The organism is Ruegeria sp. CL6 (assembly GCF_056536465.1).
Window position 1 is genome coordinate 425,767 of the sequence record NZ_JBQFPR010000004.1, and the last position, 14,502, is coordinate 440,268.

The following is a 14,502-nucleotide window of genomic DNA, read 5'->3' on the forward strand; positions in this document are numbered from 1 at the left end:
TGGCTAGCTTCAAGGCTGCCGGCCGAAAAGGCAGGTTTTCTTAGAGATGGATGCCGTCACGAACTTCTTTAAAGACATGCTCCGCGTGGACAGCATGAGCATACCGCAACGATCCAGATATGCCCCTATGAAACGCCTTTGATGGAGATCAAGGGCAACGCACGTCACTTATTCATAATAAGCAATCTATTCAGGCCGATTTTTGGGAGGATCGGAATGACTTTACTCATCGCCTTCGCCACGGTCGAAGGCCAAACAGCAAAGATTGCGCGCTTCATCACCGATCTCGCGAAGAACGCCGGTTTCGACGCAAAGCTGATCAATACCGATAAAAAGCCCAGCCACGTTTCGCTTGACGATGTGGTCAAGGTTATTCTTCTTGCCCCTGTCCACGAGCGTAGGCACCCCATTTCATTCGAGGCATTTATCGCTTCAAATAGAGGCGCCCTAATGAAGCGAAAGTCCCTCTTGCTTTCCGTCGGTTTAAAAGCTGCTTTTGCGTCAGGTCGAGAAGAAGCACGCGACTATCTTGACGAAATGCTTCTTCGAACAGGTTTTGAACCAAATGCGACGGCTTTGATCGCAGGCGCGGTGAGGCCCGAAAACTACGGGTATTTTGAGAGGGAGATTCTTAAGCACGTCGTCTTGCTCGGTCGAAAAATCGATCCACGAGAAGGGGCAAGGGAGTTTACAGACTGGGATGAACTAACGTCAATTGTGATAGAGTTCCTTGGCGAAAAGGATCGGGCAATATACAAACGTTCCACGCACGTGCATCTTTATCGGGACGTCCAATGATGATGAGTTCCTGCGCGACCCCACAGGGGGCCGGCGCTTCTGGCCAATTAAGGTTCCAGGGTTGATCGATATTCCGCAGCTGCGAACTGAGCGCGATCAGCTTTTTGCCGAAGCTGTGGCCGCCTTCAAGGGCGGCGAACCATGGTGGATGGATCGGGAGTTCGAGGTCGCACACGCCCGCCCGGTGCAGGACGTAGCCCGAGAGATCGACCCTTGGGTAGAAAAGATCCAGCGGTACGTAGATGATGACCGCGTCGACCGCTGCGTGATCCGCATGGGGGAAGTTTTCAGCGATGCTTTGGAGCTGAAGCCGGTAAACCAAACCATGGCAAATTCCAAGCGGGTTGGGGTCATCTTAAAATCAATGGGCTTCGAAAAGATCCACACGCGGAGCGGGAAAGTCTGGATGCGAGGGGCAAATGAACTGTTGTGACCCCTGCCGCGCCCCTCATACACCGCTGGAGGAGTCACGCAATCCTATTTTATATCATGCTGTTACACTATTGTGACCCTTGTGACCCCTAATATTAGGAAGGTTGATTGGGAGTGATCCCGAGAGGGTCTGAAAAGGTTGTTGAGAGTACCACGGAGAGATTTGCGATCTACGGGTCACAGGGTCACGAAGGCTACACTCCCCGGGTTGTCGATTCCCGTGGCCCCTCCTGCAGGGGAGGCTCCCCCATGTGGGTGGCAAGCAGTGGCGATGTAGGCGGGAAAGGTGCTTATGGGGGGGCTATGACCTAAGGAGAAACCTCGCTTGGGTCCCTCCGAGAAGAAAGCCGCCCCTGGGGGGTGCGCGGAGCCCCGGCTTTCCGTAGTTTTTGGGGCATCCAGCGATAACAGACCTATTTCGATCTTCGTAGATTGTTCCAGCAACTCGTGCCAGCTAGCAATCAAAGATCCAACCCTAGGATTGCTTCCTAGGCTCTGGACTCATAGTCGGATGGAGCGTCCCACCAACGCAAGCCATTGCGAATTACATGGATGACGCCGCTGAGAAGCTTTCGGTCGTCTCCACGAGCAACCCCCCGTGGCTTTAGGAACATATGCTTGATGCGGTTGAGAAGCTCTTGGTCCGGCCAGAATAGATGCGACATGGACTATCCTCCTGACACCCTTGAAACACGAAGTTGTCGCCTTTGGAATCAACGCAGTGATGTCCGCAGTCCGGGGTAAAGCCGTCATCCGACTAAAACCGTCAGATGACGACACTGAGCCCAATGTGACCGATGCTTCATGGCAAACAATTTTCGGAGTGGGTGAAATGCAGACGTTCGCTACACTTTGTCATCTCCCAGCAAAGCGGGACAAACTGGTCGCCATCCGAATTCAGCTCAATCTTTCAATGTTGCGAGATATGCAATGATATCCACGCGATCTTTTTCATTTTCAATTCCGAGCATCACTTTGGTCGTCCCGGGTACAAACTGATATGGGCTAGCGAGATAGCTATTCAGTGTATCTGCATCCCACACCAAACCTAATTCGCGCAAATAACTTGAATAAGAAAACTCGGGATCGGACGCAGTGGGTCGTTCGAATACTCCCCAAAAGTTGGGCCCATTATCACCTGTTATCCCCGTCGACGAAGGTTTGCCGTGGCAGACTTCGCACCCCTTGGCTAGAAACTCTCCATTTGAAACATTGGCACCTTGCAACTTATCGGCAATCGGTTGGCTCTCTACTCGCTGTGGCGCTCCCGCTTCGATGAGCACCTCGGCGATTTCTATGTGCCCCGCTCTCAGCGCCTGATGCAAAGGAGTTGAGATATATGGTTCATAGCTGGCTGGATCCGCCCCAGCCTCAATGAGCACTTTTACTACTTCGATATGACCATACCCGGCCGCATGGTGGAGAGCGGTTCCAACCGTATAAATATCATTTCCCTGATAGAAAAAAATTGTGGGATCGGCACCTCGCTCAAGAAGAAGTTCAACCAACTCAGTATGGCCGAATTTTGCCGCAACAAAAAGCGGTGTAACGCCCGGTGCACTTGTCATGTTCGTACTGCGAAGTTCGAGCGGCACACCCTTTTCTAGCTCCGCGAGAACGCCCTCAATATTTCCACGTTTGGCGTGAAGATGGATGATTTCCGCCAATGCCTTCTCAAACGGAAAGATGAACAGCGACAGAGTAACTATAATTAGTCGAAACATATGCGCCTCCGAATTCAACGGCTTAAGCCAATCATAAGCAGATTGAGTCGTTGTACCAAATTCTACGGAAGAAATGGGTTCCTGTGCGACGTTCGCGCCAGTTCGTCAGCTTTGTGGTCGCTCGCAAAAGAAGTATTACCACCATCGCAACGCATGATGGCTAAGCGGGCTGCATCCGCAGCAATTGAGTCAATTTATGGATGTCGGCTCGGAGTCAATTTCGAGGGCCTGCTGCTTCGCACAGAACGACAGCATTTTCCGCACTGCGGTCGTTGAGTGGAATTCACTCAAAGTCTCCACTGAGCCCAAAGTACCGGATACTGCGCAACGATCACTTGGCGGGTTCTGCACCGTAGTCCGCCTCCGATCGGTCTCAGGTCGAAGGTGCAACATTTTTGGTGCATACTTCCCTGCCTGTTTGCATTTGCGCGCGCTTACATCGCCGTGTGCTAGCTACAACTGCGTGACACCGGCACCCGGCTCTGTTTATCCGTCGAGCATCGCGAGCACGGCGTCGCGTTCGGACAGAACCAACAGCAAGGCAAGATCACCCGGTTCCAGCTTTTCCAATATCATCGAGGCAGCTAGAGAGGGCGAAGATGCTCTCAGGACTTGTTGCGCGTCATATCCCTGTTCTAAGGCGGATTTTTTGATCAGGTCCGGGATTTCTCCCAATTCGCGACCTCTTAAATACCCTTCCAGTTCGGCTGCGACGACCACGTCGGGCTGGAAATTTAACGCCGTCGCGGTAACGTCCCGAATATCCTGATCCGACCGATCGCCAGCATGGCTGAGCATAATGTAACGCCGTTTCGCCGGTAGGCTTGACAGCGCATCGCAAACGGCCGAAATCGAATGCGGGTTATGCGCAAAATCCACAAAAACACGCGCATTATTGTAACTAAACTCGTTGCAGCGTCCGGGGTTGTCCTTGGCGTCGGGTTTGAACCCGGCCAACCCATCCCGAGCCCCCTGAACGGGCAAGTCCAGTGCCAAGGCAAGGCACAGGGCCGCCAGCGCGTTCAGGATATTGTATTTCGCAGCGCCGCCCATGGTCAGGGGAACATCGGAAACTGCAATGACTACCTGTTCGACCGCACCGTCGAAAAAGACGATATCTCCCTCCTGCACATAGGCGCAGCACTTGCCCGCATCACGCGCCTGACGGACAAGGTTGTTCTGCGCATCCAGCGAGAACCACCAGATATTTGCGGATGTATTTTCCGCTTCTGCGCGGACATACAAGTCATCGGCATACAGTGCCAGCACGCCACCCTCGGCCAGCGTGCGATGCACGGCGAATTTGGCCTGAGCCAGTTCCGGCACCGTGTTGACCCCGTATTGCCCCAGATGGTCGTTTGCCACATTGGTGACCGCCGCTGCCGTTGCCGCGCGGGTCGGCAGCCCCCGGCGCAGGATTCCTCCGCGCGCGACTTCCAGACAGGCGACCTCCAGCCTTTTGTCACGCAACAGCATTCGCCCGCCGCCGGGGCCGGAATAATCGCCACGGTCGAGAATGTCGTCTCCCACCCGCACAAATTCGGTCGAGGTCAGCCCGGCAACCTTGCCCGAAGCGCGCGCGATCGCCTCAAGTAAACGGGTTGTGGTTGTTTTGCCGTTGGTTCCGGTTATGAAGGCCACCGGGATATTGTGCAGAGCCGACCAGTCCAAGTCATCGGGGGTAGGCAGCGCATCGACCGGCCAGGTCTGACTGCCAGTACCGTGCCCGATCGACACTTCGTCATCATCGCACAGGATATCCACACCATGCGCTTCTGCTGCCGCAATCAGGGCGATCAGCGCGGGATTGGCTTCTTTCTCCATAACGCTTTTGACATCCGCAACCATCTGATCGAAATCGCCGGGCTCGGATGTCAACAGTTCGGCAGCACAGAAATGCCAGACGGTTTGCACCGCGAAGATAGCGGAATAGAGCTGATCCATCGGTGCTGAAATCGCCAGATTGACGCCACCGGTGAAACTGCGGTGGGTTACGTCCTGATCCTGCCAGCCAAGTGCGTCCAGCACGCGGCGCGCGTGTTTTTCCCACAAAGCAGTGACCTGCGCGGTGCCGGTATCGGTGAAAAACACATCCATCACCGCGCCGGGGCGGTTCCACAACAGTCCCGGCCCAGTCAAGCGTCGGGCATCGTCTACCCGGACATGATCGGCGTACGCGCTTTCAATTGTCAGCGCGTTTTCAAGCTCTTCTATCCGGTCCATTCCGGTACCCCCGCTTAATCCGCGTCTTCGCTGATGTCGCGGGCCAGGCGCACGCCGCGCGCATCCCGGATCAGGTTCTGGTCGCTTTCGAACATGTCCTCGAACGAGGTGTCGATGGGGCTTGCCACCGGCGCAGCCTCTGTGACCGGCGCTTCGCTATCGGAGTTGAAATAGATGATCTGCTTCCAGCAGCGCGTTGTGTCATCACCGAAAATCACCAGCAGATCGCCCGGTGCGGCCCGTTCCAACGCTGCAGTCACCGCTTCGACCTCATCCGGGATGATTGTGATCGCGGCATCATCGACGCCGTTGTCGATCAGGGCCTGCCGCATCATTTGCGGTACTTCGTCGTGTCCACGGCCCCGGCGGCGGTCATCTGCCTTGCAGATGAAATGATCAAAATGCCCGGCCAATGCGGCGGCCCCGTCGATGATATCCTCATCGCGCCGGTCGCCGGGCATCGCAACAACGCACAGCCTTCGGCCCTTGACCTCCAACTGATCGGCCAGAGCCGCCATCGCCTTGAGCGCGGCAGGGTTGTGGCCATAGTCGAGGATCACCTTGAAGGGATGCTCGTCATAGACATTCATCCGCCCGGGTGCCTGGAAATAGCTGGTGTCGAAGGTGCGCAGCCCATGGCGGATATTGTCCAGATCCACTCCGAAACTATAGGCCATCGCGGCGGCGAACATCGCGTTCTGGACGTTGAAAATGGCCTTGCCTTCCAATGCCGCCGGGATCAGATGCGACCACAGCACCGGGATATGAAGACCGTTGTCATAAATGGTCAGCATGTCACCATTCATGCCCTTTTCAAGCACAATTGCCTTGCCGCCTGCCTTGATATGTTCCTTTACCAGGCTGTGCCCCGGATTGGTGGTGACATAAAAGATCTGATCTGCACCGGCATAGTCGGCCATTTTCAAACAGTTGATGTCATCGGCATTCAGAACTGCCGTGTCGGTGGCGCTTTCCACCACGACGCGTTTGACAACGGCCAGTTCCTCAACCGTGTTGATGCCGCCAAGACCCAGATGATCTGCCGAGACGTTCAGGCAGGCCGCTACGTTCGAGCGCTGATAGCCCAGACCCGAGCGCACAAGTCCGCCGCGTGCGGTTTCCATCACCGCAAAATCGACAGCCGGGTCGCGCAGAACGATCTGTGCCGACTTAGGTCCCGTCATGTCGCCCTTCACGCTCAGCTTGCCGTCAACATAAACGCCATCGGTCGAGGTCATGCCAACGGTCTTGCCGCTGGTTTTCATGATGTGCCCCAGCATCCTTGAAGTGGTCGTCTTGCCGTTGGTTCCGGTGATTGCCGCGATGGGAATGCGGGTTTCCTCGGTGGCCGGAAACAGCATGTCGATCACTTTGCCCGCCACGTCGCGCGGCTGACCTTCGGACGGTGCCACGTGCATCCGGAAACCAGGGGCGGCGTTCACCTCGACAATCGCGCCGCCGATATCCTTGTAGGATTTGGTGATGTCGTCGATCAGGAAATCGACGCCGCCCACATCCAGCCCGACGGCCATGATGGCACGCTCGGCCATGTCACGGTTGTCAGGGTGCACCACATCCGTCAGATCTATGGCCGTGCCGCCAGTCGACAGGTTCGCGGTTGATCGCAGATAGAAGACCTCGCCGTCAGGCAGCACAGTTTCTTCCGTCACGCCCGCATTTTCCATCAGGCGGTTGGCCTGATTGTCGATCTCCAGCATGGTCAGCACTTTTTCATGCCCGATGCCACGGCGCGGATCCTCGTTCACGATATCGACCAGTTCGGCAATCGTGTGCGTGCCATCGCCCACCACATGGCCCGGCACGCGCTTGGCTACAGCGACCAGCTTGTTGTTCACCACCAGCATCCGGTGATCGAACCCGGTGATGAAGCTTTCCACCAGAATGGCGCGGCTGCGGGAATGTTCCTTGGCTTCGGCAAAGCCTGCCTCGACCTCTTCATCCGAGTTCAGGTTGATCGAAACACCACGCCCATGATTGGCATCGAGCGGTTTGACCACCACCGGGTGCCCGATCCGCGCGGCGGCGCGCACGGCTTCACGCGCGGAATAGATCATGCGTTGCTGCGGCACAGGCAGGCCCAGATCGTTCAGCAGATTGTGGGTGTCTTCCTTGTCGCAGGAAATCTCGACCGAGATATGCTTGGTCTCAGAGGTTATGGTTGCCTGAATGCGTTTCTGGTATTTACCGTGCCCGAACTGAACCAGTGACCCAGAATTCAGCCTGATCCAAGGGATGTCACGCTCTTGCGCGGCCTTAACCAATGAGCCGGTTGAGGGACCAAACTCCTTGCGCTGCGCCCGCAGCACAAAGCTACGCAACTCGTCATCCCAGTTGAATTCCGGGTCGAAGTCGTAGTCCACCTGTTCCTTGAGGGATTGCGGCAATAGATGCATCAGCAGCCGCATTGCAAGCTTGCCTGCGTCCAGACCAACATCGCGCTGGCGGTATTCGTAAACCATGTTGTATTGGCCGGGTTCGCCTGTGCCGCGCGTGCGGCCAAAGGTTACATCCGAACCGGCCACGTTCTGCACTTCGATGGCACAATGTTCCAAAACATGACCAAGCCAAGTGCCTTCATCTTCGCGCAATCGGCGGATGAAACCACCGGGTTCGCGGTAGGAACAGCCATGTTCCGCCAGACCGGGAAGGGCCTGGGTCAATGCATCAATAAACTCGGAACCAATTTTGGCCGAAGGCCAATCTTCCAGAACGCCCAGATCAATGACGTGGCGAATGACCGGAAAACTTGCCCAGACATTCGGGCCGACAAAGATATTGGTCGAGATTACTTTCATGAGGCTCCCCGTTGGTTAGCTTATTGTTTCCCCCCGTTGGCGGCCTCATCCTCGGACAGATCCGGCAATGTGCAGAACGCCATATGCTCATCTGGCGGAAAAGCCTGGCGAGCCGTCAGATCATAACGGCACCCTTCACCCAGAACGTCAAGCCGAAGTCCAAGAAGGCTGAGTGCTTCGCCGCGACGGGCATCCCACATCGAAGAATGGGTCAAATGGCTGGCATCCACCACGGTAACCGTTCCGCTGCCGATTACTTCAAAGACGTTATCGGGCCCAATGAAGGCCGCCGTGTCTTCGTCAACGCCCAATCCGATTAGAAAAGGGTTAAAAGATGAAGCGGTTAGCAATCGACCCAGGCGGTTGCGTTGGGTGAAGTGCTGATCAATGATGACGGCGTTGGTCAGACCCATACCGGGAGCCAGCGTGATGTTACCTTCGGCTGGACCAGAGTTGCTGCTGCCACCTGCTACCATATGCTCGGACATGATCGAAGCACCGGCCGATGTTCCTGCAACCGGCACCCCTGCCGCGTTTCGGCGCCGGATTTTCTGGGCGACCAGCGTGCCTCCAAGAATCGCTGACAGGCGCAACTGGTTCCCACCGGTCATAAAAATTCCGGTAGCACGATCCAGCATCCCCGCGTAATCCGGGTTGTCGCAATCGGCGCGGCGCGAGATAGGCAGGAATTCAACCTTGCCTGCACCAAGCTCGGAAAAGATGCGGTTATAGTCCGGTCCGGTTTCTTCCAGCATCGAGGCTGTCGGGATTACGACGATATCAGCGTCGGCACCGCCGGACAGTTCTACGAACTTTCGGTGAATCTGCATTTCCTTTACGCGGTCTTCACCGCCGCCGATCGGAATGATGAACCCGCGCGGGGTTTCTGCATCAACGGGTGCAGGGCACATATCTTAACTACCTTCCGGTGCTATAGCGGGCAGCCACCGGGGACCGCGCGGACGCTCAAACCTGTTCATACATGCCGCGTCGGGCTATCTGGCCGTCGCGTACATGCCATTCCCCCCGGGCCATCACATGCCGCACGGCAGTGTTTTCGTCAAGAACGACCAAATCAGCGTCCATACCCACGTTCAGACGACCTTTTTGGTGCAGCTTCAGCAGGTCGGCGACATTTGAGGTCAGCGGAGCCAGCGCTTCGGGCATTGGTACTCCTCTGTTGGTGAGTTCGCGCAGCGTGTCCGGCAAAGTGTCCGACAAACCCACACCAAACCGTGTCAGATTGCCTTCATGGTCAAAGGCGGGCAGGCAGCCACCACCGTCAGAGCTGATGGTGAACCGGTCGGCGTGACCGCCCAAATCGCGAAACTGAATGTAGGCCTCAGTAGCAGAGATGCCCGGCTCGACATGTCCGCAGGGGAATGCGGTAGCGTCGATGTAACATCCGTGCCGTGCTAGCGCCACGGCCTGTTCGAAGAGTGGTTTGTTGCGATTGACATGGGTTGGATTGAAGACGCGTGCGGGGATTTCGCAGGTCGCGATAGCTTGTTCCAACATTGACAGCCCTCGCTCGCCATCTCCCATATGGCAATGCACAATCCCCGCCTTGCCAGTCATCAGGCCTGCGACATGCGCTTCGCTTGCGATCCGCAGAAACTCGTCCAATGTCGGTTGGCTCGACCGGTGATCACTGATCGCCAGTTCCCCAACACCGATGACCGGATCAAGGAACACAATGTCTCCACGGGCTGAACCGGTGAGGGTGGTCAGTGGGACGTGATAGCCACCGGTGTGACACCAGGCTGAAAGTCCTTCTTCGCGCAACCCATAGGCCTGTTGCACCAGCGTCTGCGTGTTGCGGGTCAGATCGTCCGTGCCCAATACTCCAACGACTGAAGTGACACCGGCACGCGTGAAAGAGGACAGGACAAGCGGCGGCACCCGACTGGCTGGTCCGGTTTCACCGCCACCGCCAGTTATATGCGCATGCCCATCAATAAAACCCGGAACAACCGCTGCGCCTTCGACGTCAATGATCTCTGCCTGAAGCTGGACAGGCAATTCGGGTTTATTGCTGCCGAGGTAAATGATGCGTTCACCCGCAGTGAGAATATGGCCCAAACCAACAGGTTCAGGTGAATAGAGGCGCGCATTCTTGATGAGCTTCAACACGTTGCAAATCCGTCAGTAGGAGCGAAGACGTCCTTCTTTGCACCAAATGGCAGCAGAAGAACCATCCCCTTTTTCGGGGAAAGCGTAGATGTCGGTCGTACGCCACTAGCAGACAATGAGAAAAATGAAGCGGATGGCAAGGTTGTCCGCGAAGTAGTCGTGTTTAAGGGTTGCGGCGAACGGTTGCTCCGAGCCCAATCTGTCTTATGCTGCGGAACAGCCGAATGTCCGCTTTTCTCCCGGGCGACCATCACGGTACGCGCCATCGCAATGACCTTAAGCCAGCGTGGAATAAACCTCGGCAACTCGCTGAAAGGTCCAATAGCAGGCGATAGCCGCACATCGTATACCGTTTGGGATCCGAGAACGTCTAGGGTGAATTCCAAATCCGGATTCCTGGACCCAAAACAATTGAGATTGTAGAAAAATTACGTCGCTTTCAGCCTCTTAGGTCGAAAACAGCGTAGCGCCATCTGTGCGTTTTGGCAAAATCCAGTTCCAATCAAAAATGGTGTACAGAATGCTGGAAGTTCATTCGATTCCCGGTGCATTTACCGCGCGGGAATGTGAGCAGATTGTTGCTGCATCACAAAAAGCCCCGGCGAACGAGGCTCTGCTTGTCGGGCAAAACAAGGATCATAATCTGCGCAGAGCGGATGTGACCTGGCTGGACGACGTCGAAGGCTCTGATTGGGTGATGTCACGCCTGATCAATGTTGTCCGTCGCTCCAACACCGACAAGTTTGGCTTTGATCTGAGCGAGTTCGCCGAAAGTCCGCAGATTGCCTGCTATAAAGCATCAGATGGTGGTCATTTTGCGTGGCATTCCGATATCGGCGACGGGCCTGTTGCCCGAAAAAGAAAGCTGTCGCTGGTGGTTCAACTCAGCAAACCCGGAATGTACGACGGCGGAGACTTGGAGATAATGCCGGGCGCTTATGCTGTAACGGCCAGCCGACATCAGGGCAGCGCGACCATCTTTCCCAGCTTCTTGTTGCATCAGGTGACACCGGTTGAGAATGGTGATCGGTATTCGTTGACGGTCTGGGCGCATGGCCCGACGTTTCGGTGATGATTTCCGTACTCGTTTGATTAAGAGTCCGAGACTACAAGGCTAACCGTTCCTTTCGTGTAGGAAACAGAGTCGAAAGAGTTAAGCTTGCCTTTAACACATTCGCTGAAATGGCATTTCTTGTAGTCCAACGTCTCTGCTAAATCCTAGAAGCTGCACGGTACTGACGCCTGAGTTGCTTTGGTCACTCAATGGCTGGCTTCTATTATGTATCAGTCGGTAAGCGACTGGCGACTGATTTCTCATGGACTAAGTTTGGCAGGCTCACCATATCAGAAGCAACTTTGCCAGCTTCCTTTGAAGTACTTTCGATAGATATGCGTGTCTGGCCCAACCGGGGGTGCAGCTTACGAGCCAGAACCCACGTCCAAAGCAAACCTGCGCCACCCGCAGCGAACACGCCAGAGAGCGGTGCAGCGAGAAGAACCAGCCAGGCGGCACCAGGTGTAATAATACCCGAAACGTCGCGAAAGCTCGCGTATATTGCTGACATCTCAGTTCGTTCGGAAGGTTTGACTGCGAGAAGGAACGGCAAACCAGCGGAAACATCGAGCAAGATCAGGAAAATCGAGCCCATCATTAAGAATGCGATTGTGACTTCAGGGATTCCGAATGGAACTCCAGCAAAAAGAAACAGCAGCCCGGACATGAGGAATCCGGTTCTGACTGCTGCGCGTACCGAACTGCGCTGCATGAAACGAAGCATCAGTGGGGTGCAAAACAGGGCGGCATTGGAAATCGATAAAGCAATCCCTCCAAGCTGGCTGCCTAGCCCGTTCTGAACCGCATAGATGGGCAGGTATACGACATAAATCCACCACCCACAGGAACGAACGACCGCGAATACCCATCCGGCAACCAATCGCGGTTGCGCAAAAAACCTCCCGAAATAGGCGAACGGATTTGCGGGAGCGCTTTGGCTTCTGGTGATGAGCCTGCCGTTTCCGAGGCGCATAACAAGAAAGATGAGCAGCATGACAATCGCCGCACCGGCTGCAATCAGGAACGGCGCAGGTCGCCACCATTCGTACAATATCGCGCCAAGTGCAGGCCCAGCCGTCCAACCCAGCGCACTGTAAAAAAGCCGCGATGTCTCAAAACGTCCCAGTTCAATCCTGGCAACATGGTCGAGTACATAGGCGTTGAAGCACACAAATGTCGTCACAACGGCGAAAGTCGTGAGTGCGAGCCCCGCAATAACGGCAGCAGGGGTCGCAACGGTCGTCACAACCGCACCCGCGACGTACGAAAGAGTGCCGAACACATAGACCCATCTCCGTGGGACAAACCGGATCAGGTAGGGAACCAGAAGACCGATCAAGAGTGATACCGCGCCAATGGCGAAATAAATTTCGGATACAAATCGCGCATCCTTCAGCGCGTTGTACATCGCTACCGGAAAGACAGAGATCAAAATACCCCTGGCAATCGCCTCCGTTCCCGCCAGAATGGCGAATCCCCGCACGCTGGGTGCTGGCGCATGGCGAAGCCATTCTGGTATTCGACGTTCGTGCATGAGAAGTGCTCAATGGACTGGGAACTAGTCAAACCTGTTTCCTCATTTTATCTTTCCTGCCAGCGACCCGATGTCGTTTTTGCTAATCGTGCAAGTTAAAAAAATTCAAAAACGGAATTTCGTTTTCTCTTTTTGGGAGCCCGCTTCGCTGGCGTTCAATTTTCAACGCTGATTACACCGAAAGGATAGCTTGAACTCGGGCTGGATTGGCCCAGTAGAATGGCCGCAAACCGGAAATCATTGCTCGACCGAAAAATCTACCGCTGCGGATGCAAGCACTTTCAGTATGAGCAATAGTCGTGGCTACAAAAGTCGGTTTTGTCCGCAAAGCGGTCTGTTAAAGTCGGGAGTGCGATACCCGCCCGATCCAGGTATGGATGAAAGCCTTTGTGGCGCGCGGTCAGAGTGGCCTGGCAAGGTCACCAATATCCCAGAAAAGACCGGCCATTGCCCGCAATGCATCACGCGACACCGACTTCAACACGTGTTCGTTTGGCGCGTGCTGTGAACAGCCACGATAGGAATGAGGCACCCAAATCGTTGGGAGGCCGAGCACATCGGAAAAGACCTCATTGGGCAGGGAACCGGCGAGATTTGGCAGAATATGTGGCCGCTTTCCAGACGTTTCTTCCAGCGAACGCGCGACAAACGACACCCAAGGATGCTCCGGCGATGTCCGCGTCGCATCGAAAAATCCGCGGTCGTGAGGTTTGATCTTAACGATCTGAAATCCTCTTGCATCAAGGTGGCGACGAAGGGCCGACAGGATACCGGCTTGATCGGTGCCAACAACGAAGCGGAGCTGACAGGCGGCCTTGGCATATCCCGAGATCGCGTTAACCGGCTCTTCGGGGACACCGCTTTTCATTGCGAGGATCGCAAAGCTGTTCCAGCCAAAGACCCGTTCGGCCGGTGTCAGACTTTCTTCGCCCCAGTCTTCGTCAATCTTCGGACCGCCATCTCCGCCTACCGGCAAATTGCGCAGGGTATGCCGGATGTCTTCGGTTAGGCTGGTCGGCCGCCACTCTGGTATTTGGATTTGGCCCCTCACATCGGTGATCGTCGAGAGGGCTTGCGCAAGGATCATCGCGGGGTCGGCAAGCAAACCGCCCCAGTTACCGGAATGATGCGCGCCGTCTCGAAGGTCAACGATGAGGTCGAACGAATTGCCGCCCCGTGCACCCATGAACATCGTCGGCGTGTCTGACTGAAGGCGTGGTCCGTCCGATGCGATCAGGACATCCGCGGCAAGGTTTTCTTTGTGCGTGGCGCAAAACTCCGACAGCCCCGGCGACCCCATCTCCTCACCCATTTCAATAAGGATTCGAATGTTGAAGCCGAGTGATCCACGAGCGTCGATGACGGAGCTCAACGCAGCCAAGTTGATGAGGTGTTGTCCCTTGTTGTCAGCGGTACCGCGTCCGAAGAGGCAATCGCCCTCATCCACAAGACGAAACGGGTAAAGCCCGTTGCGCCACTGATCGGTTTGGGCGCGGATCACGTCGCCATGCCCATAGGACAGGATCGTTGGGCCTGTGTCGTCCTCGATGCGTTCAGCGACAATGATAGGACCTGCATCTGGCACAGGGTTCGGGTGTATTGCACAGGAGAACCCAAGACTGTGCAGGCGCGGAACGAGGGCTTCTTCAAGATAGCGCGGAAGTTCCGCCGCTTTCTCTGGTGTCTGGCTCTCCGTCTCATGGGCAACCAGTTCGCTAAGATCGGTTGCAAATCGACCGCTGTCAAAATATTCGGCGACGTTGTCTATGGCAGCAGCGCGGGTCATGT

The 14,502-nt window shown here is 55.6% G+C and carries 11 protein-coding genes; 3 read left to right on the forward strand and 8 right to left on the reverse strand.

Annotated elements, in window-relative coordinates; genetic code table 11:
• Positions 1 to 216: 216 nt before the first annotated feature.
• Together ACR0LH_RS14210 and ACR0LH_RS14215 are read left to right on the forward strand one after the other, a co-directional pair.
• A complete protein-coding gene (locus tag ACR0LH_RS14210; protein ID WP_480721474.1) occupies positions 217 to 798 on the forward strand; it encodes a flavodoxin domain-containing protein in 582 nt (193 codons plus the stop codon).
• The gene (locus ACR0LH_RS14215) at positions 731 to 1,231 is read left to right on the forward strand and encodes a VapE domain-containing protein (RefSeq protein WP_480721475.1); all 501 of its coding nucleotides are present in this window, start codon (positions 731 to 733) and stop codon (positions 1,229 to 1,231) included. The genes ACR0LH_RS14210 and ACR0LH_RS14215 overlap by 68 nt, the downstream gene beginning before the upstream one ends.
• A gap of 487 nt (positions 1,232 to 1,718) precedes the next feature.
• Here ACR0LH_RS14215 and ACR0LH_RS14220 read toward each other — a convergent pair whose 3' ends face one another.
• The 6 genes from ACR0LH_RS14220 to iadA form a co-directional block, all read right to left on the reverse strand.
• Positions 1,719 to 1,895: a hypothetical protein gene (locus tag ACR0LH_RS14220; RefSeq protein WP_170586705.1), complete on the reverse strand. Its 177-nt coding sequence runs from the start codon at positions 1,893 to 1,895 to the stop codon at positions 1,719 to 1,721.
• A gap of 237 nt (positions 1,896 to 2,132) precedes the next feature.
• A complete protein-coding gene (locus tag ACR0LH_RS14225) occupies positions 2,133 to 2,954 on the reverse strand; it encodes an ankyrin repeat domain-containing protein (protein WP_170623321.1) in 822 nt (273 codons plus the stop codon).
• Positions 2,955 to 3,440: 486 nt separating this feature from the next.
• Positions 3,441 to 5,177, reverse strand: a complete 1,737-nt coding sequence (locus tag ACR0LH_RS14230) for a Mur ligase family protein (protein ID WP_480721476.1) — start codon at positions 5,175 to 5,177, stop codon at positions 3,441 to 3,443.
• 14 nt (positions 5,178 to 5,191) lie between these two features.
• Complete coding sequence (gene cphA / locus ACR0LH_RS14235) at positions 5,192 to 7,993, reverse strand: cyanophycin synthetase (protein WP_480721478.1); 2,802 nt, start codon at positions 7,991 to 7,993, stop codon at positions 5,192 to 5,194.
• 20 nt (positions 7,994 to 8,013) lie between these two features.
• A complete protein-coding gene (locus tag ACR0LH_RS14240) occupies positions 8,014 to 8,904 on the reverse strand; it encodes a cyanophycinase (protein ID WP_170387166.1) in 891 nt (296 codons plus the stop codon).
• Positions 8,905 to 8,959: 55 nt separating this feature from the next.
• Positions 8,960 to 10,126 carry a beta-aspartyl-peptidase gene (gene iadA / locus ACR0LH_RS14245; RefSeq protein WP_170387164.1) on the reverse strand — a complete coding sequence of 389 codons (1,167 nt, stop codon included), beginning with the start codon at positions 10,124 to 10,126 and terminating at the stop codon, positions 8,960 to 8,962.
• A gap of 520 nt (positions 10,127 to 10,646) precedes the next feature.
• On the opposite strand from iadA, the gene ACR0LH_RS14250 reads away from it, so the two are divergent.
• Entirely contained in the window at positions 10,647 to 11,198 is a 552-nt protein-coding gene (locus ACR0LH_RS14250) for a 2OG-Fe(II) oxygenase (protein WP_170387162.1), read from the forward strand.
• A 205-nt stretch (positions 11,199 to 11,403) separates the two neighbouring features.
• Here ACR0LH_RS14250 and ACR0LH_RS14255 read toward each other — a convergent pair whose 3' ends face one another.
• Together ACR0LH_RS14255 and ACR0LH_RS14260 are read right to left on the reverse strand one after the other, a co-directional pair.
• Positions 11,404 to 12,714 carry an MFS transporter gene (locus ACR0LH_RS14255; protein WP_170387160.1) on the reverse strand — a complete coding sequence of 437 codons (1,311 nt, stop codon included), beginning with the start codon at positions 12,712 to 12,714 and terminating at the stop codon, positions 11,404 to 11,406.
• A gap of 400 nt (positions 12,715 to 13,114) precedes the next feature.
• Positions 13,115 to 14,500, reverse strand: a complete 1,386-nt coding sequence (locus ACR0LH_RS14260) for a M20 family metallopeptidase (RefSeq protein WP_480721480.1) — start codon at positions 14,498 to 14,500, stop codon at positions 13,115 to 13,117.
• Positions 14,501 to 14,502 lie beyond the last annotated feature (2 nt).